Here is an 18,385-nt window from a genome sequence, read left to right as displayed (position 1 = left end):
ATTATTTTTCCAATATATTAAGTAAGTTATAGTTATTTACGAAGGGATTTTTCTGTTTCGGTTAATATTCCACGTAGGATATTCATCTCAACTTTGCTCAGTTGTGCTTTTCCGTAGAGTTTGCGGATTCTTGTCATTAAATGTTTAGGTTGTGTAGGATCAAGGAATTTAATAGTCACTAGTAGTTGTTCTAAATGCTTATAAAATCGCTCTAACTCATCATGTGTGCAAGGTTGATCCGCGGTTTTGTCAGAGGTGGCTTTTTCTAGTGGTTTAGTTTCTAACCAAGCCATTCTTGTTTCATAAGTAATCACTTGTACTGCCGCGGCAACATTTAGTGATGAAAATACCTCATCACTTGGAATGTGGATATGATAGTTGCATTGCTGTAATTCTTCATTAGTTAGCCCTGCATGTTCACGGCCGAAAACGAAGGCCACCTGTTGATTATTGATTGTTGACTCAATAGCTTTTTGGGCGGCTTCTCGTGGGTTGAGCAATGGCCAAGGAATTTGTCTTTCTCTTGCGCTAGTCCCGAGTACGATATGACAGCCTGTTAATGCTTCTTCAAGCGTATTCACTGTTAAAGCGTTTTGAAGAAGATCATCAGCGCCCGATGCCCTCGCACTAGCTTCAGGATTTGGAAGCAAATGTTTTGGGTTAACGAGCACAAGCTGAGTTAACCCCATGTTTTTCATCGCACGAGCTGTGGCTCCAATATTCCCTGCATGAGTTGTAGCTACCAACACAACACGAATAAACGATAAACTCATACTTACGATTAAGCCTTATAGAAATTTAATATCTTTTTGATGTGTACCAAAAATTTTGTCACCTGCATCCCCTAAGCCAGGAATAATATAACCTTTGTTATTTAGATGAGAGTCTATAGAGGCGGTATAAACTACCACGTCTGGGTGTACTTTTTCAAGAGCAGCAATACCTTCTGGGGCCGCAACAAGAACGAGGGCACAAATACCTTTACACCCTGCTGCTTTTAACATGTCGATAGTTGCGATCATTGAGCCGCCGGTGGCAAGCATTGGGTCAATAATTAATGCATTTCGTTGGTCAATTTCATAGGCCAGTTTTTGTAAATAGGTATCAGGCTTTAATGTTTCTTCATTACGGGCTAAGCCAATAACACTGACTTTGGCGCTAGGAATAAGGTCTAAAACTCCTTCGAGCATACCAATTCCTGCGCGTAAAATAGGAACAATGGTAATTTTTTTGCCAGCAATTTTTTCAACACTGACTTGGCTGCCATCCCAGCCGTTTATAATACAGGGCTCCAGTGGAAGGTCTTTGGTTGCTTCATAAGTGAGTAGAGTGGCAATTTCTTGTGCAAGTTCTCTGAAGTGTTTGGTACTAATATCATTACGTCGCATTAGACCGATTTTATGCTTAATTAACGGATGATTAATTTCATGAATAGGCATATTGGTTTCCATCAAGATAGGGCGCAATATTACAGAAGGTTGTATTGTAGCGCTAAAGCGGAATGATTTATACGGGTAATTGCAATTAATTAAGCGCAGTAAGCACATTTTTATGGATGTACTTACTATGTGATGAAGAATGATTAGTTATCTACACTCTCGTGGTAAAAGATCTTTTCTTCGTGTAGTGGACTCGCATGTCCACTTATGAGTACTTGGGCCAGGCGTCATGGTAAGAATGATTTGTTGTCGAGAAATGTCAGGAATAGAGACATCTTTTTTAAATGTTAGAATAATTTGACACTTGTCTGTTGCAATAACGCCCTCTACATAATGTACCTTGGTAAGTATTCGATCGACATTGCTAATAGCGTTCTCGCTACAAACTTGATTTTCAGCGTAATAAGCCGACATCTGTGATTTGAATAGGATAACAGTTTTAAGTCCTTGTATAAGTGCTGTTTTTTGGACTTCATCCATTTTTTCTTGTTCGTTCTTACAAGCTGATAGAAGAATACTAGAAACTGATAATAAGCAAAGCAAAGCAAAGCAAAGACGTTTCTTCATTTTTTATCCCTTGCTGCATAGTTAAGTTATATCCCTTTAATATAGCATGTTATCGATAGAAAATATTATGGAATCAATATATGTTCATTTTCTAACATATCGACTAATCGAATAAGTGGTAATCCCATCAAGCTAGTAATATCTGAGCCTTCCATTGCTCTAAAGAAACAAATTCCTAGTCCTTCTGCTTTTATGCTACCAGCACAATCAAAAGGTTTTTCTATTTCTAAGTATCTCATTATTGCAGCATCCGACAGCTCTCTAAAATGAACATGGAAAGGAATACAATCTACTTGTAAGTTTTGTGTTTTGCTATTATATAACGCTAGTCCTGTGTAAAAGGTAATGGTTTTGCCGCTAACATCTTTTAGTTGTTGAAATGCACGCTCAAAGGTATGAGGTTTGCCCATAATTTTGCCATTGTGACAGGCAACTTCATCTGAACCAATAATAAGATGATCAGTATACTGATGAGTAAGTGCTTTGGCCTTATTAATGGCTAAACGTTTAGTCATTTCTTGTGGCTGCTCATTTTTTAATGGTGTTTCATCAATATTAGGTGAGGTCGCGATAAAGTTTATTTTTAAACGCTCAAGTAGTTGGCGGCGATAGGTGGAACTAGAGGCAAGTATGATAGGTAACATAAGCGTTCCTGTTAATAAAATAAATAAATTGTATCAATTATTGCATTTTATACATAATTTCCTTTGACAGATATAAAGAACAACCATAAAATAGCCGCCCTATGTCAAATGGCCTAATTCCAGATTATATTGAACCTTATAAATTAGCCGATCGTAATATCACTTATAAAGGGAGTATTACATTAGCTGATTTGCCACGTTTGCATGAGGCACTTGCTACTGATGAAGTAAGTATCGATGTTGAAGTGGTATTTAAACGGGGTGAGCAAAAACAAGCATTGATGTCTATTATGCTTGATGCGAAAGTATGTTTGGTTTGCCAACGTTGTTTAGATATAATGACTTTTTGCACTGCAGGGACATATCACTATATGTTCATGGCAGATGAGAAAGAAGAGGTATTATTACCAGAAGGATATGATGCTCTTGAGTTAGGAGTTAAAGATCCTTTTGATTTAAAGGTATTGATAGAGGATGAGCTATTGCTAGCGCTTCCAATTATTCCAATACATGAGTTAAATGAATGCCAGCAATTGGTAAAGCTCGATGAGCCAGAACCAATTGAGACTGAGGTTAAACGGTCAAACCCATTCAGTGTTCTGGCGCAGTTAAAGCGTGACCCAAAAGCTTAGGAGTTAAATTATGGCTGTTCAACAGAACAAAAAATCACGTTCGGCTCGCGATATGCGCCGTTCTCACGATGCATTAGATTCAAATGCTTTATCTGTTGAGAAAACAACAGGTGAAGTACATTTACGTCATCATATAACACCTAAGGGTGTTTATCGTGGACGTCAAGTTATTGTTGAAGATCAGGATTTTGACGAATAATTGAACGCCCCTGTTATTGCTGTTGATGTAATGGGGGGGGATTTAGGCCCCTCCTGTACAGTGCCTGCTTGTATCTCTTTTCTAGAAGATACGCCTCTAGTAAAATTAATTTTAGTTGGACTGTCCGCTGAAATTACTTCGTTATTGCCCCCATTAACTGATAGTGTTCATGAGCGAATTGAAATCATTGATGCAACTGATGTCATCACTATGGATGATCCTATTGCTGTTGCCTTAAGAGCCAAGCCCCAATCTTCAATGAGACTCTGTTTGGAGTTAGTGCGTGAAGGTAAAGCAAATGCTTGTGTAAGTGCTGGCAACACTGGGGCGTTGATGGCTTTGGCTCGTTTTACATTAAAAACTATCCCTGGGATAGATCGTCCGGCAATGATGTGTTGTTTACCGACACAAGCTAATAAAGATTGCTATCTATTAGATTTGGGTGCTAATGTTGATTGTAGCGCCGAACAATTATTTCAATTTGCTGTTATGGGGTCAGTTGCTGCCGAAGTCATGGGTGTTATTAACCCTAAGGTGGCGTTATTAAACATTGGAATTGAGAGCATAAAAGGTAATCAACAAGTTAAGCAAGCAACATCGCTTTTAGAGTCGCAAAATAAATTAAATTATATTGGTTTTGTTGAGGGCGATGGTGTTTATCGTGGTGATGTAGATGTTGTTGTGTGCGATGGTTTTGTTGGGAATGTCTTGCTTAAATCTAGCGAAGGCGTATTAAAGTTATTAAGAACGCGCTTAGAAAATCGTTTTAAAGCAAATTGGCTAGGAAAACTAAAAGGTTTTTTAATGTTTTTACCTATGCTAAGAGGATTACGTAAAGATTTTTCTCCTGAACAATACAATGGTGCAAGTTTTTTAGGTTTACAGGGAGTAGTAGTAAAAAGCCATGGGGCTGCTGATGGCGTCGCTTTTAAGTCAGCTTTACGGCATGCTTATACTGAAGTAGAGGAAAACTTACAAGCACGATTATCAAAGCAAATAAGTTCATTGTTAGAAGATGTCTTATTACAATAGATTTATCGCTTCGAATGAAAAGCCAATTTTTGTGCTGCACTATTTTTAGGTTTATATTTTAAATTTTTTGATGAATATGATAAATATCAATATGGGCTTATTAGAGGATTGTTATGCCAATAATGAAAAAATATAGCTATTTAAAATGTGGGCTATTAGTTGGATTATTAATCGCAAGCGTGAATACGTTTGCATTTGATTTAAAAGAAAAGCGTAAAGAAGTAAATTTTATAACTGCTGAGTTGCCGGCTTGTAATGATGTTAGTGAAGACACTCTAAAGTTACCCGAAGATCCTCGTGCTGAGTTATATTACCAAGCAGCCATAAAAATATTTGGTCAAAATGATACAGACCATTATCCACAAATGTATATTCTAGCAAATAAATCGGCTGAAATGGGGCATTGGCGAGCCAAGCTGATGGTCGTACGTTTGTATTTAAAACATTCAGACAGTGAGTATACGGACTATCAGCCAGAAAAGGCTAAAGCCTATATGGTAGAGATGTTACAGCAAAATATTCCAGCGGCTTATTATGCTATGGGGCAGTTCAAATCAAATGGTACGGAAGCCTTTAGAAGTATTCCGATTCCCGCTTCTGTTTTTTTGTTTGAAGCGGCTAAATTAAATTATCCTGATGCATTATCAGATCTACATGATATTTTTATCAGTATAGGGCGTACAAAAGATGCTAATGTAATGCTTGGCTGTGCGGTGGCTAAAAAGCAAGATAATGCTGAAGCGTTGTTTAAAAAATCGAATGAACTAGAGACGAATGCAACAAAAGAAGCAGAAGTGATGGATTCTTTTAAGTATTTATATCAAGCTATAAAAGCTGGAAGCTATAATGCATTAGCGAGCATCGCAAATAAAGAAAGTTATTATAAACAGCAATATGGTAAAGATTATTTTTCTAAAGAGTTTTTAGAACGTATGGCCATGTTACAAAAAGCCAAAAACTCTGTTTATCTTAATCGTGATATTTATCGTAAATCCTTAGGTAAGCCCGATGAAATGCGAGGCAATGCAACCTTAGTGTTTTCTAATTTAGAAAAAGTTGCACCCTTGCCACCTGAAACTTTACCCCAATGGAACGGCGATATTTCAATTGCTATGTCAGAAAAAGAGGCCGTAAATTATCGAACTGATTATGATTATGACCAGCTGGTAAAAGAGGCAGAAGCGATTGTAGTGAAAAAAGAACGGCCTATAGAAGAAGTCCTCACAAAGAATACCTCAAAATAAATTGTAGTGACTGAAGATTAAATATATTTTATATAAATTTAATCTTACGGTAAGATAGAAAAGTAACCATTAAAATTACAAATTAATTAGGATAAAATTTATGTCTGTTGTTTCTGCTTTTGTTTTTCCTGGACAAGGTTCGCAAGCGATAGGAATGTTAGCTGATATAGCAAAAGATCATTGTATTATTAAGGATACCTTTGTCGAAGCATCTGATGCTTTAGGGTATGATCTTTGGCAGTTAACCCAGGAGGGGCCTAAGGAGCAATTAGATCAAACTGATAAAACACAACCTGTCATTTTGACTGCCTCAATAGCTTTATGGCGTTTATGGGGTAATCAAGGCAATGCACAGCCCTCTTTTATGGCTGGTCATAGTCTAGGAGAATATTCTGCACTAGTAGCAGCTCAAAGTTTACCCTTTAGTGAGGCCGTTAAACTGGTTGAATTACGTGGACAATTAATGCAAAAAGCCGTACCTGTAGGACAAGGCGCAATGGCAGCTATTCTCGGCCTTACAGATGAAGAAGTCAGAGAAGCTTGTGCAGAAGCTGCTCAAGGGCAGGTTGTTAGTGCAGTGAATTTTAATGCACCAGGACAAGTAGTGATTGCTGGTAATACTGAGGCGGTAACTCGAGCGATTGAAATTTGCAGTGCTAAAGGAGCAAAACGTGCTTTACCTTTGCCTGTTAGCGTACCATCTCATTGTGATTTGATGAGGCCTGCCGCAGAAGAATTTGCTGCGTCATTAAGTGCCGCTACATGGAAAAACCCTAGCATTGCTATTGTGCAAAACGTTACAGCGGATGTGAGCAGAGATTTACAAACGCTAAAAGAAAACCTTTTGGCGCAGTTATATAGCCCTGTAAGATGGGTTGAGTCAGTTCAACTGCTAGCTAAGTTAGGCGTAACTTCATTGGTAGAGTGTGGCCCTGGTAAAGTATTGGGTGGTTTAAATAAACGCTGTACTAAAGAGTTAGCTAATTATTCATTAGAAACACCAGATGCTTTTGCTGCAACTGTTTCAGCCTTACAATCATAGGAAATAAAAATGAGTTTATCCGGTAAAATTGCTTTAGTAACAGGCGCTAGTCGTGGTATCGGCCAGGCCATTGCTTTGGAGTTAGGTGCACAAGGTGCAATTGTTATTGGCACGGCGACTACTGAGTCGGGTGCAGAAAAAATTACCCACTATTTAAAAGAAAATAAAATTTCAGGTGTTGGTAAAGTATTAAATGTGACAGATGGAACTTCAGTAGAAACTGTTTTATCTGATGTGACTAAAGAATTTGGCGCCCCTAGTATATTAGTAAATAATGCGGGCATTACACGCGATAATTTAATGATGCGTATGAAAGATGATGAGTGGTATGATGTTATCGATACCAATTTAAATAGTCTGTACCGTCTTTCAAAAGGTGTGCTAAGGGGAATGACTAAAGCCCGTTGGGGACGTATTATTAGTATTGGTTCAGTTGTTGGTGCCATGGGGAATGCCGGACAAGCAAATTATGCTGCGGCTAAAGCCGGTTTAGAAGGGTTCACGCGTGCCCTTGCACGTGAACTTGGCTCTCGTTCAGTTACGGTTAATGCAGTCGCCCCCGGTTTTATTGATACTGATATGACTAAAGAACTACCTGAAGCTCAACGTGATGCGCTATTAGCGCAAATTCCGTTAGGACGCTTGGGACAAGCTAAAGAGATTGCTCAAACAGTTGCTTTTTTAGCCTCTGATTCAGCATCTTACATCACAGGAACAACGATACCTGTCAATGGTGGTATGTATATGAGTTAATTCATATCTACCCAAAATGTAAAGATTATCGTAAAATAGCAAAAATAACCTAGGGATTTTTCTCTAGAACTTTACGGAAGGGTTTAAATTTTACTTGCTAAAAGTAATCACCTTTCTATAAACTTAGCAAAATGGCACAACAGAGCCAAATTATCCAACTTAGGAGTGAAAACAAGGTATGAGCACCATTGAAGAACGCGTCAAGAAAATTGTAGCAGAACAACTTGATGTTAAAGAAGAAGAGGTTACTAGTAATGCTTCTTTCATTGAAGATCTAGGTGCAGACTCTCTTGATAATGTTGAGCTGGTAATGGCTCTGGAAGAAGAGTTTGAATTAGAGATCCCTGATGAACAAGCTGAAAAAATTGGTACTGTTCAAGATGCTGTAAATTATATTTCTGCAAATATTGAAGAATAATTTATATCTCTAAATAAAAAACCGCACATTTTTAAATGTGCGGTTTTTTATTTTATAAGAAATTATAAATTGGTAAGTTTATAGGCTAACCAATAAGACTATAGGCGTGTCAGTAAAAATATGTTCTAATAGGTTATATAAATTCATTATAATATCTTTATTGATTAACATAACTTACTTAAATTAGCTAAGGAGAAGACGGTGTCTCAAAGACGAGTTGTTATTACTGGCCTTGGGATTGTAAGTCCTGTAGGAAATGATGTAGTAAGCAGTTGGCAAAGCATTATTGAAGGTAAAAATGGTGTAGAACCATTAACTGATGTAGATTTTAATATTTCAGAATTTCCTACCCGTTTTGGTGCGCCTGTTAAAAATTTCTCTGTAGAACCTTATTTGTCTGTTAAAGATGCTAGAAAGATGGATGTTTTTATCCAGTATGGCGTTGTTGCAGGAATGCAGGCGGTAGAAGATTCTGGATTAGAAATTACAGACAGTAACCGTGATCGTATCGGTGTTGTTATTGGTTCAGGCATTGGTGGGCTACCCAATATTCAAACAAACTGTGATGCATTAGCCAATCAAGGGCCACGTCGTGTTTCCCCATTTTTTGTTCCTGGTGCAATTATTAATATGACATCAGGCTTATTATCTATCAACTTAGGGGTGCATGGGCCTAATTACGCAATAGCAACAGCTTGTGCCTCAGGTACACATAGTATTGGTATGGCTGCGCGTAATATCATTCATGGTGAAGCCGATGTAATGATTGCAGGTGGTGCAGAAAAAGCTACTTGTGGCATTGGTTTAGCTGGCTTTTCGGCTTGCAGAGCACTCTCTACACGTAATGATGATCCTGCAACGGCCAGTCGCCCTTGGGATAAAGATCGTGATGGTTTTGTACTTGGTGATGGAGCAGGGGTATTAGTTCTTGAAGAGCTCGAACACGCTAAAGCGCGTGGTGCAAGAATCTATGCTGAGTTAGTAGGAGCAGGCTTTAGTGGTGATGCTTATCATATGACAGCACCAACCACAGATGGTAAAGGGGCTGCTACCTGCATGAGAAATACATTACGCGATGCTGGGCTTAATATTGATCAAATAGATTATATTAATGCACATGGTACTTCTACACCTGTTGGTGATTTGGCTGAAGTATCAGCAGTTAAGTCAGTTTTTGGTGAACAAGCGTATCGATTCCCTATTAGCTCAACTAAATCAATGACTGGACACTTATTAGGTGCTGCGGGAGCTATAGAGGCAGTGTTTAGTACACTCGCTATCCGTGATCAAATCGTACCACCAACGATTAACCTAAAGGAAACAAGTGAAGGATGCGATTTAGATTTCGTTGCAGGTGAAGCGAGATCTTCGAAAATAGATACAGTATTATCAAACTCATTTGGATTTGGTGGAACCAATGGTAGCTTAATTTTCCGTCGTTTTTCTTAATTTTACAATTGATGATGCGAATATTCTTAATTGCTGTTGTTACTGTTATTATTTTAATAGGCGCTGTGGGTGGTATTGGTTATTGGAAATATAATGCGGCATTAGAGCAGCCGCTGATGATAACTAACGAGCAAACCATTATTGTCCCGAAAGGGGCATCGCCTAATGCAATGTTTTCTCTTTTAGAAAAGAAGGGCATTATTACAGATGCCTCTTTTCTTCGACTCTATTGGCGTTTAGAGAAGAAAGGGCATACTATTCATGCAGGTGAATACCTTTTAAAACCTGGTATGGATATTAAACAGCTTATCTCCATTTGGTTAAAGGGCGAGGTAGTTCTTTATAAAATTACGTTGGTTGATGGTTGGAGTTTTAAACAAGTAAGAGCTGCTTTGGGCAAACAAGAAGCCCTTAAGTTAATTACTCAAGAAATGACAGATCAAGCAATAATGGATAAGCTAGGTGTGTCAGATGTTCATCCTGAAGGCCAGTTCTTTGCAGATACTTATGTTTATATGCGCGGTGATACAGATTTAAGTATTCTACAACAAGCACATAAGCGTCTTGTTGATGAGTTAGATGATGCTTGGCAAAATAGAGCAGATGACTTGCCTTATAAAACCCCTTATCAAGCACTCATTATGGCATCTATCATAGAAAAAGAAACTGGTGTGGCGGAAGAAAGACCAAAGATTGCTGGAGTCTTCATTCGTCGCCTAGAAAAAGGGATGTTGTTACAAACAGATCCAACGGTTATTTATGGAATGGGTGATAGCTACAAAGGTAAAATTACCCGTGCCGATTTAAAGAAAGAAACACCTTATAATACTTATGTTATTTCAGGTCTACCCCCCACACCTATTGCGATGGTGAGTAGAAAAGCGATAGATGCAGCACTTCATCCTGAAGAAGGAAAGTTCTTATATTTTGTTGCTAATGGCGATGGTAGCCACGTGTTTTCTGAAAGTTTAACTGAACACCAACGGGCTGTTCGAAAATATCAATTAAATCGTCGTGCAGACTATCGTTCTAGCCCACCACCACAGGAATCGAAGTAGATCACAATGTTTATAACATTCGAAGGGCCAGAGGGTGCAGGAAAGTCTACGAATATAGCTTATCTTGCTAAAAGCTTAGAAAAAGCGGGATATTCTGTTTTAGTCACTCGTGAACCAGGTGGTACAGTATTATCCGAAAAAATTCGTGAATTATTGATTAATCCCGATTTTAAAGGAATGGCCGTTGATACTGAGTTGCTATTAGTTTTTGCCGCACGAGCAGAACATTTGAATCAAGTTATTTTACCTGCTCTTAAGCGTGGTCAGGTAGTATTGTGTGACCGTTTTACTGACGCAACCTATGCCTATCAAGGTGGTGGTAGAGGTATTGATGAAACTAAAATAGCCTTGTTAGAAAACTTAGTGCAAGGTAGTCTAAGACCTGATTTGGTGTTTTTGTTTGACTTGGATGCTGATATTGGTTTATCTCGTGTTAAAAATTCAAGACAAGGATTAGATCGTTTTGAACAAGAAAGTCTAGATTTCTTTGAGGCGGTTCGCGCCGCTTATTGGCATCGGGCAAAACAAGATATGAAACGATTTCGTATTGTGAATGCTGGCCAAACATTGGAAGAAGTTCAATTGCAACTTGATAATTATTTAATAGAAATTTTAGGGTATTTAAATGCTTGATAAGTTGCTACCTTGGCAGCAGATGTTATGGCAACAAATGGTAAGTAATAAAAAGCTAGCGCATGCCTATTTGTTTTATGGTAAAAAAGGGATAGGAAAATATTTATTTGCTGAGCGCCTTGCTCATTACTGGCTATGTCTTTCACCAGTCCATGAGCAGCCTTGTGGGCAATGTAAAAGCTGTCACTTGCTTTTAGGAAGTGGTGCTCATCCTGATATTTTTCATTTAATGCCCGAAGATTCAGAATTTATAAAAGTGAATCAGATTCGTGCATTGATTGATTTTATTAATCAAACGCCGCAAATATCACCCTGTAAGGTTGTTTTATTAGAGCCGGCAGAGGCATTGAATTTAAATGCAGCTAATGCCTTATTAAAGAGTTTGGAAGAACCAGCAGGAAATAGCCGTCTTATTTTGGTGAGTCATCAAATAGGCCAACTATTGCCCACCATAAAAAGTCGATGTATACAGCAGTTGTGCCCATTACCTAAACAAGAGAATGCTTTGTTATGGATGGGAGAGGCGTTACCTGATCTAACGAAAGAACAGCTATCACAACTGTCGATGTTGGCAGGAAATGCGCCACTTTATGCTGTTGAGTTACACCAGCAAGGTATCTTAGCACAACGTGAGTTAGTAGTGGCTGATATGAAAAAATTATTGAAGCAACAGGTTGTTGTGAGTCAAGTGGCAGAAGCTTGGAATGCTATACCGCTATTGGTTATCTTTGATTGGTTTTGTCAGTGGATACATACTATTTTGTGTTTTCAAGTAACAGGCGATAAAAACACACTGGGTGCAGAGGATATGCAAAAGGTATTAGGTTATGTAGCAGATAAATCAACGCCAGAAAATGTAAGACAGTTACAAAATAAGTTACTACAGGAAAGACAAAAAGTATTAGCCAAGGCTAATTTAAATAGAGTTTTGCTATTAGAGAGTGTGTTAATTGACTGGATTAACTTACTTCAAGCAAGGTAGAATGGTTAAATTATCAGATAGGGAGAGAATCTTATGTCATTTATGGGTGGTAATAGTATTATTAATGTAAGTATTCCGAATAAAAATGTACTATATGCGTCTTATATGCCTTTTGTAACAGATGGTGGGATATTTGTAAGAAGTCAAAGAAAGCATAGTTTAGGTGATGAGGTTTTTTTATTGATCGATTTGCTAGATGAAGAAGAAAAGCTCCCTGTTACAGGTAAAGTCGTTTGGATATCACCTGCAAATCAAGGTAATAGAGTAAAAGGTGTCGGGATTCAGTTTTCAACAAGTGATTCTGCACCAATTAGAGAGAAAATATCTAAATATTTGGCTGGATTATTAGAAGGTAATACACAACCAACATTTACCATGTAGTGCTGATCGCTGTAACGTTATGTCTTATTTAGTAGATTCGCATTGTCATCTTGATTGTTTAAAGTTAGATGATACAGAAAACCTAGCCAGTATCTTGGAGCAAGCAAGAGCAAAGGGCATTAAACATTTTCTATCAATAGGTGTCAGTAAAGATAATGCAGAAACAGTATGTGCTATTGCTGCAGCGCATTCTGATGTTCATTGTACGGTAGGTATTCATCCCTTAGATTTAATGGATAAAGAGCCTGTTATGTTAGATTGGTTACTGCAAGCGATTGATCGTCCGAAGGTAGTAGCCATTGGTGAAACAGGGCTGGATTTATATTATCAACCAGAGACCGTCAAGGCACAGCAGGCTTCTTTTGAGCTTCATTTAGAAGCTGCACGTTTAACAGGAAAACCTGTCGTTATTCATACCCGCCAAGCACGAGCATTAACCATTGATATTTTAAAGCAGGCCAATCTAAGGCAGGCAGGTGTTTTGCATTGTTTTACTGAAGATTGGGAGATGGCTAAACAAGCATTAGATTTAGGGTATTATATTTCTTTTTCAGGCATTGTCACTTTTCGTAATGCGGATACTTTAAGAGATGTCGCAAAAAAAATTCCAAATGATCGGATCTTGGTTGAAACGGACTCTCCTTATTTAGCCCCTGTCCCTTATCGGGGACAATCTAATTTGCCAATTTATGTAAAAGATGTTGCTGAGTTTGTTGCTCAGTTAAGAGGGGAGTCTTTTGAGTCGTTTGCAGAAAAGACGACAAATAATTTCTATCGCCTTTTTCCGCTAGCCAAGTTAATATCCTAATATCATTTTGTCAATTTAGTACAACTATTTTTATTCACCGTAAAGTCCATAATCTGCTCATTATTAGGTGCTACATAATTATAACGGTAAGAATAGCCGAGTTCGTTAATCATCTTATTCATTGATGAGCAAGCTATTCGTGTCATATTCGCTTCTACATTGGCAGTATTCTTAAGTTGAGATAAATCGTCTATTTTATAAAAATAGGAAAATACTTTATTGTCATAATCAATATGAAGCAAGGTCATCATTTCATCCACTTTACGAGGTAGTTGGCTATTCACTTTGGTAGCCATTTGCTGCATTTGTTCATTGATTTGTTGTTCTGTTTGAGCTTCTTTTGCAATGGACGCCATAGAAATAGAGGTCGCTAGGGCAATGATTATTAATTTAGTAAAGTTTTTCATATCGGTGTCCTAAAGAGATAGGGAATTCACCATATATTATAAAGAAAATATCTGTTTTGATCAGCCTTTTTAGCAAGTTTATTAGCGAGTGATTTAATCGTAAAGTAATCAACTGAATAGATTTAGGAGGGTAATCTAAGAGGTTTAAGATTGATGGGGATGTTAGAAAAGAATCAGTGTTTTTTAAAAGGAGATAAATTATTATCTCCTTTTATTTATATTAAGCGGCTAAAATTTGTTTCAGATCGCTTTCCGCATCACCTGTAGGATGTAGTTTAAATTTTTCTACCATAATATTGATAAGATTAGGTGTTAAAAATGCAGGTAGTGTTGGGCCTGTATAGATATTTTTAATCCCTAATGACAGTAATGTTAATAAAATGACAATGGCCTTTTGCTCAAACCATGAGAGAACGATTGTGAGGGGTAGGTCATTGACTTCGCAACCCAATTTTTCTGATAGGTGAACAGCTAACATAACGGCAGAATAGGCATCGTTACATTGTCCTACGTCGAGTAATCTTGGAATGCCTTCAATATCACCAAAACTTTCTTTATTAAAGCGGTATTTACCACAACCGAGTGTTAACAATAAGCTGTCTTGAGGCGTACTCATGGCAAAATCATGATAATAGTTGCGCTCTTCGTGACTACCATCACAGCCACCCACTAAAAAGACATGGCGTAACTTTTTCTGACTAACAAGATCAATAATACCGTCCGCCGCATTGAGCAAGGTATTTTTGGCAAAGCCTATGGTAATAAGTTGTTCTATTTCTGTGTGTTGGAAGCCTGGTAAAGAGAGAGCTTGATTGATAACTGCTGTAAAATCTCTTTCTTCTAAGTGTTTCACATTAGGCCAGCCAACCATACTGCGTGTCCATATGCGGTCTTGATAGTTTCCAACACTAGGGTCAATAATGCAGTTGGAGGTCATAATTATGGCACCAGGAAAGTTGGCAAACTCAGTTTGTTGTTTTTGCCATGCTCCACCATAGTTACCTACTAAGTGGCTGAATTTTTGAAAAGCAGGGTAGGCGTGGGCAGGAAGCATTTCCCCGTGTGTGTATACATTAATGCCTTTATCTTGTGTTTGCTCAAGTAAAGCATAAAGATCTTTTAAGTCATGCCCTGAGACTAAAATGCATTTGCCTGCGATGGGTTTTACATTAACAGTAGTGGGTGATGGATTACCAAAGTTTTCAGTTTCTCCTTTGTCGAGTAATGCCATAATATTAAAGTTCATTTGACCAATGAGCATGGAATTATTTAATAGCTCTTCAATATCTACAGGGTTAGTCCCTAGCCAGCTCATGAGTTGATGATATTGTTGATAAACTTTTTCATCAGACTGTCCTAACACATGGGCATGCTCCATATAGGCAGCAGCCCCTTTTAGGCCATATAAGCATAGTAATCTTAATCCATAGGCATCTTGATTGGTATCATCTGTTTTTTTAAGTGAAAAATGCTTAGCCTGTTCTTGTAGAGTGTCAATATCACTACCATTTAATTGCAAATACGCTAAAGGATGAGTTAATTGAATAGAAGTATTTCTTTCTTTGCATTGTTTAATCAGGCTATCTCTTAAAGTAATCGCCTCTAATGCATACTCAATAATACGTGTAGAGTCGAAGTTAACATTGGTGAGTGTCGAGAAGAACGCCTTAGGAGAGAAACTATTAGTGTGGTGATCGGTAATACCCAATGTATTGGCTTCAATAGCCCAAGTAGATAAGCTCTGCAATGTGGCTATTAAAAGGTCTTGTAAATCCGATGTTTCTGCCGTTTTACCACACATTCCTTTAGTATAGGCACAGCCATTACCCTTTTGTGCGTTTCTCATTGTTTGCTCACATTGAACACAGTACATACACGATACCTCACTTTATTTTTAATAAACTAATAGATAACACTCTATCAAATAGCGTACCAACTATTATGTCTTTAATTATCAGGTGGATATCTAAAATATATGTTATTTTGACTAAATTTTACTGTAGTCAAAATAATACAAAAGAGTCTTTTTAACTCTTTTTTATAAAAATAATTAATAAATTAGTGATTGAATAATGTTATTAAATTAGGAAGCAACGTTTGTTTTTGATGAGATCAATTTACAGAAGACTTTTTGATAAAGAGACCCTTTATTTATAATAATAAAAGATCTCGTACCGTTGTGAGTGGAAAAATACCTGATGAACAGGTATTAGAGAAATAGGTAAAAATCATCAGAGAGTTTATAACACTTATTATTCAACTTCTTCTATCCAAGCTGTTTGTATTGCTTCTAAAACTTTTTCACCACAGCGCTCAGGATCATCTGAAAAGTTAGGAAGCTCCATTACTTTCTGGCGTAAGTTAACAAAATTTATGGTTAATGGATCAATATCAGGAAATGAATCACTGAGCTGAATGGCGATTTCTTGTACATCTGTCCATTTAAGAGTCATGTTGATTGTTCCTGCTAGTGATTTTCTGAAATTTGGTTAATAGTGTAACGGGGGATTTCTACAATTAAATCCTCATCACCGACAACGGCTTGGCATGAAAGGCGTGAGTCTGGTTCTAACCCCCATGCTTTATCTAACATATCATCCTCTAATTCATCAGAAGGAGGTAAGCTATCAAAACCATCACGTACGATGACATGGCAAGTCGTACAAGCACAAGACATCTCACAGGCATGATCTATTTCAATACCATTGCGCATTGCCGCTTCAATAATGGTTTCTCCTGTTTCTGCTTCTACAATAGCGCCGTCTGGGCAGTATTCTTCATTTGGTAGAAAGGTAATAGTTGGCATATAAGGTATCCTAGTGTGTTAGTTGTCTATTTCGTCAAGTGTGCGGCCGCTCAGTGCTTGTCTTATTCCCGCATCCATTCGTTTAGCAGCAAAAGGATCTGTTGCTTTAGCCAGTCGTTTGGTTTGTTTTTCAATAGTGAGTAAGTTTCGAGTATTTATTGCTTGATTTAATGCATTGATTTCACTCTCAATCACATTTATTTCTTGAGCGGTTAGTAATTGTTGACCGTCAATATCTAAAGCCGTTTCTGTTATTTCAATAAGTTGGATAGCCTCTACTAATGCTTCTGTTAGGCTACGTTGTTGTTTATCATTCTCTGCATGTTCGAAAGAGTCTTGTAACATGCGTGCAATTTCACCATCAGTAAGCCCGTAAGAGGGTTTTACTTGAATAGCAGCATGTGCACCACTGGTAAGCTCTTGCGCAGAAACAGCTAATAAGCCATCTGCGTCTACTTGGAATGTTACTCTGATTTTTGCTGCTCCGGCTACCATAGGCGGAATGCCACGAAGGGTAAAGCGGGCGAGTGAGCGACAATCTGAAACCAGCTCACGCTCTCCTTGTAACACATGAACCATCATGGCTGTTTGGCCATCTTTATAGGTAGTAAAGTCTTGTGCTCGTGCAACAGGGATAGTGGTGTTACGAGGTATCACTTTTTCCATTAATCCCCCCATAGTTTCAAGACCTAAAGAGAGTGGAATCACATCTAGGAGCAGTAGTTGGTCGTCTGCACTACGATTACCAACCAATGCATCAGCCTGAATTGCCGCACCTAGAGCAACAACCTGGTCAGGGTCTATTTCTGTGTGAGGTATCGTATTGAATAACTCACCTACTTTTTCTCTCACAAAAGGAATACGGGTAGAGCCACCAACCATAACAACGTCGGTTATTTCGGTGAGTTCCAGTTCTGTATCACGGATAGCGCGTCGGCAAGCCTTAAGCGTTCTTTCTATTAAGGGGTGGATCATTTCATTAAATTGGGTTCTTGTTAACGTCTGTTGCCAAGTTCCATATTTAATGAGTGTTTCTGTTTGTTCTGTTAGCGATTCTTTAGCGGTACAGGCTATCTTTAATAGCTGTTTCTGTTCGGCAGGGGAAAGATTTTGAGATAGGTTCGCTTGCTTAATTATCCAGTCAGCGATGTAGTGGTCAATATCATCACCACCTAGAGAACTGTCACCGCCTGTAGAAAGTACTTCGAATACCCCTTTGGCAAGGCGCAGTATTGAGATATCGAAGGTACCACCACCCAAATCATAAACAGCGATGACTCCTTCAGTTTTTTTATCTAGTCCATAAGCAACTGCGGCAGCCGTTGGCTCATTGAGTAAACGTAGTACAGTAAGCCCAGCAAGCTGTGCGGCGTCTTTGGTTGCTTGGCGTTGAGCATCGTCAAAGTAAGCGGGGACAGTAATAACAGCACCGACTAACTCACCATTTAAACTTTGTTCAGCGCGTTTTTTTAATGCTTTAAGTATTTCTGCTGAAACCTCAACAGGGCTTTTGGCACCTTGGATGGTTTCAATAAATGGCATGTTCGACTCACCTTGAGTAAAATGATAAGGCAGTTGATTACCCAGTTGTTTTATATCGCTAATACCACGGCCCATTAATCGTTTTACAGAGGAGATAGTATTTAGGGGGTCTATCGTTGCAGATTGTTTAGCAGAGTAACCCACCTCTTTGATATTATCGGGTAAATATCGTATGACAGAAGGAAGGAGCATATTACCATTAATATCGGTTAATGCCGTTGGTATACCACTTAATATGCTGGCGACTAAGGAGTTTGTTGTCCCCAAGTCTATCCCTACCGCCAGTTTTTTTTGGTGGGGCTTAGGACTTTGACCGGGTTCTGCTATTTGCAATAAAGACATGTATTTT

At 38.2% G+C, this 18,385-nt stretch carries 22 protein-coding genes; 13 read left to right on the top strand and 9 right to left on the bottom strand.

Annotated features, from left to right (window positions below):
• Positions 1–32: 32 nt before the first annotated feature.
• From trmJ to DM558_RS06905, 4 genes are all read right to left on the bottom strand, one after another.
• The gene (gene trmJ, locus DM558_RS06920) at positions 33–773 is read right to left on the bottom strand and encodes a tRNA (cytosine(32)/uridine(32)-2'-O)-methyltransferase TrmJ (RefSeq protein WP_127162970.1); all 741 of its coding nucleotides are present in this window, start codon (positions 771–773) and stop codon (positions 33–35) included.
• A 15-nt stretch (positions 774–788) separates the two neighbouring features.
• Complete coding sequence (gene upp / locus DM558_RS06915; protein ID WP_127162968.1) at positions 789–1,439, bottom strand: uracil phosphoribosyltransferase; 651 nt, start codon at positions 1,437–1,439, stop codon at positions 789–791.
• Between the two features lie 147 nt (positions 1,440–1,586).
• Entirely contained in the window at positions 1,587–2,006 is a 420-nt protein-coding gene (locus tag DM558_RS06910) for a pilin (protein WP_127162966.1), read from the bottom strand.
• A gap of 65 nt (positions 2,007–2,071) precedes the next feature.
• Positions 2,072–2,650: a Maf family protein gene (locus tag DM558_RS06905; protein ID WP_127162964.1), complete on the bottom strand. Its 579-nt coding sequence runs from the start codon at positions 2,648–2,650 to the stop codon at positions 2,072–2,074.
• A 101-nt stretch (positions 2,651–2,751) separates the two neighbouring features.
• On the opposite strand from DM558_RS06905, the gene DM558_RS06900 reads away from it, so the two are divergent.
• The 13 genes from DM558_RS06900 (at position 2,752) to DM558_RS06840 (ending at position 13,281) form a co-directional block, all read left to right on the top strand.
• A complete protein-coding gene (locus tag DM558_RS06900; RefSeq protein WP_127162962.1) occupies positions 2,752–3,282 on the top strand; it encodes a YceD family protein in 531 nt (176 codons plus the stop codon).
• Positions 3,283–3,292: 10 nt separating this feature from the next.
• The gene (gene rpmF / locus DM558_RS06895; RefSeq protein WP_127162960.1) at positions 3,293–3,481 is read left to right on the top strand and encodes a 50S ribosomal protein L32; all 189 of its coding nucleotides are present in this window, start codon (positions 3,293–3,295) and stop codon (positions 3,479–3,481) included.
• Positions 3,482–4,513 carry a phosphate acyltransferase PlsX gene (gene plsX / locus DM558_RS06890; RefSeq protein ID WP_127162958.1) on the top strand — a complete coding sequence of 344 codons (1,032 nt, stop codon included), beginning with the start codon at positions 3,482–3,484 and terminating at the stop codon, positions 4,511–4,513.
• A 113-nt stretch (positions 4,514–4,626) separates the two neighbouring features.
• The gene (locus DM558_RS06885; protein ID WP_127162956.1) at positions 4,627–5,757 is read left to right on the top strand and encodes a sel1 repeat family protein; all 1,131 of its coding nucleotides are present in this window, start codon (positions 4,627–4,629) and stop codon (positions 5,755–5,757) included.
• Between the two features lie 100 nt (positions 5,758–5,857).
• The gene (gene fabD / locus DM558_RS06880) at positions 5,858–6,799 is read left to right on the top strand and encodes an ACP S-malonyltransferase (RefSeq protein ID WP_127162954.1); all 942 of its coding nucleotides are present in this window, start codon (positions 5,858–5,860) and stop codon (positions 6,797–6,799) included.
• A gap of 9 nt (positions 6,800–6,808) precedes the next feature.
• Positions 6,809–7,552 carry a 3-oxoacyl-ACP reductase FabG gene (fabG, locus tag DM558_RS06875; RefSeq protein ID WP_127162952.1) on the top strand — a complete coding sequence of 248 codons (744 nt, stop codon included), beginning with the start codon at positions 6,809–6,811 and terminating at the stop codon, positions 7,550–7,552.
• Between the two features lie 178 nt (positions 7,553–7,730).
• Positions 7,731–7,970, top strand: coding sequence for an acyl carrier protein (gene acpP, locus DM558_RS06870; RefSeq protein WP_109702397.1), 240 nt, complete (start codon positions 7,731–7,733; stop codon positions 7,968–7,970).
• A 201-nt stretch (positions 7,971–8,171) separates the two neighbouring features.
• Positions 8,172–9,419, top strand: a complete 1,248-nt coding sequence (gene fabF, locus DM558_RS06865; RefSeq protein WP_127162950.1) for a beta-ketoacyl-ACP synthase II — start codon at positions 8,172–8,174, stop codon at positions 9,417–9,419.
• Positions 9,420–9,430: 11 nt separating this feature from the next.
• Entirely contained in the window at positions 9,431–10,477 is a 1,047-nt protein-coding gene (gene mltG, locus DM558_RS06860; RefSeq protein WP_127162948.1) for an endolytic transglycosylase MltG, read from the top strand.
• 6 nt (positions 10,478–10,483) lie between these two features.
• On the top strand, positions 10,484–11,110 hold the full coding sequence (tmk, locus tag DM558_RS06855) for a dTMP kinase (RefSeq protein WP_164731407.1): 627 nt from the start codon (positions 10,484–10,486) through the stop codon (positions 11,108–11,110).
• Positions 11,103–12,092, top strand: a complete 990-nt coding sequence (locus DM558_RS06850) for a DNA polymerase III subunit delta' (protein ID WP_127162944.1) — start codon at positions 11,103–11,105, stop codon at positions 12,090–12,092. The genes tmk and DM558_RS06850 overlap by 8 nt, the downstream gene beginning before the upstream one ends.
• 33 nt (positions 12,093–12,125) lie before the next feature.
• Positions 12,126–12,473, top strand: coding sequence for a PilZ domain-containing protein (locus DM558_RS06845; protein WP_109702402.1), 348 nt, complete (start codon positions 12,126–12,128; stop codon positions 12,471–12,473).
• A gap of 19 nt (positions 12,474–12,492) precedes the next feature.
• Positions 12,493–13,281, top strand: a complete 789-nt coding sequence (locus tag DM558_RS06840; RefSeq protein ID WP_127162942.1) for a TatD family hydrolase — start codon at positions 12,493–12,495, stop codon at positions 13,279–13,281.
• 2 nt (positions 13,282–13,283) lie between these two features.
• Here the strand turns inward: DM558_RS06840 and DM558_RS06835 are convergent, their stop codons facing one another.
• The 5 genes from DM558_RS06835 to hscA all read right to left on the bottom strand — a co-directional run bounded on the left by DM558_RS06835 (position 13,284) and on the right by hscA (position 18,378).
• A complete protein-coding gene (locus tag DM558_RS06835; RefSeq protein WP_127162940.1) occupies positions 13,284–13,688 on the bottom strand; it encodes a hypothetical protein in 405 nt (134 codons plus the stop codon).
• Between the two features lie 220 nt (positions 13,689–13,908).
• Positions 13,909–15,561 (bottom strand): hydroxylamine reductase, encoded by a 1,653-nt coding sequence (hcp, locus tag DM558_RS06830; protein ID WP_127162938.1) that lies wholly within the window; start codon positions 15,559–15,561, stop codon positions 13,909–13,911.
• 379 nt (positions 15,562–15,940) lie between these two features.
• Positions 15,941–16,141: a Fe-S cluster assembly protein IscX gene (iscX, locus tag DM558_RS06825; protein WP_109702406.1), complete on the bottom strand. Its 201-nt coding sequence runs from the start codon at positions 16,139–16,141 to the stop codon at positions 15,941–15,943.
• Between the two features lie 14 nt (positions 16,142–16,155).
• Positions 16,156–16,494: an ISC system 2Fe-2S type ferredoxin gene (fdx, locus tag DM558_RS06820; protein WP_109702407.1), complete on the bottom strand. Its 339-nt coding sequence runs from the start codon at positions 16,492–16,494 to the stop codon at positions 16,156–16,158.
• Positions 16,495–16,512: 18 nt separating this feature from the next.
• Positions 16,513–18,378: a Fe-S protein assembly chaperone HscA gene (gene hscA / locus DM558_RS06815; protein ID WP_127162936.1), complete on the bottom strand. Its 1,866-nt coding sequence runs from the start codon at positions 18,376–18,378 to the stop codon at positions 16,513–16,515.
• Positions 18,379–18,385: the final 7 nt, after the last annotated feature.

Origin of the sequence: Entomomonas moraniae (genome assembly GCF_003991975.1) — a bacterium.
In the GTDB taxonomy this organism is placed as follows: Bacteria; Pseudomonadota; Gammaproteobacteria; order Pseudomonadales; family Pseudomonadaceae; genus Entomomonas; species Entomomonas moraniae.
The sequence above is the reverse complement of the archived record's forward strand: the minus strand, read 5'-3'. Positions and strand labels throughout refer to the sequence as shown.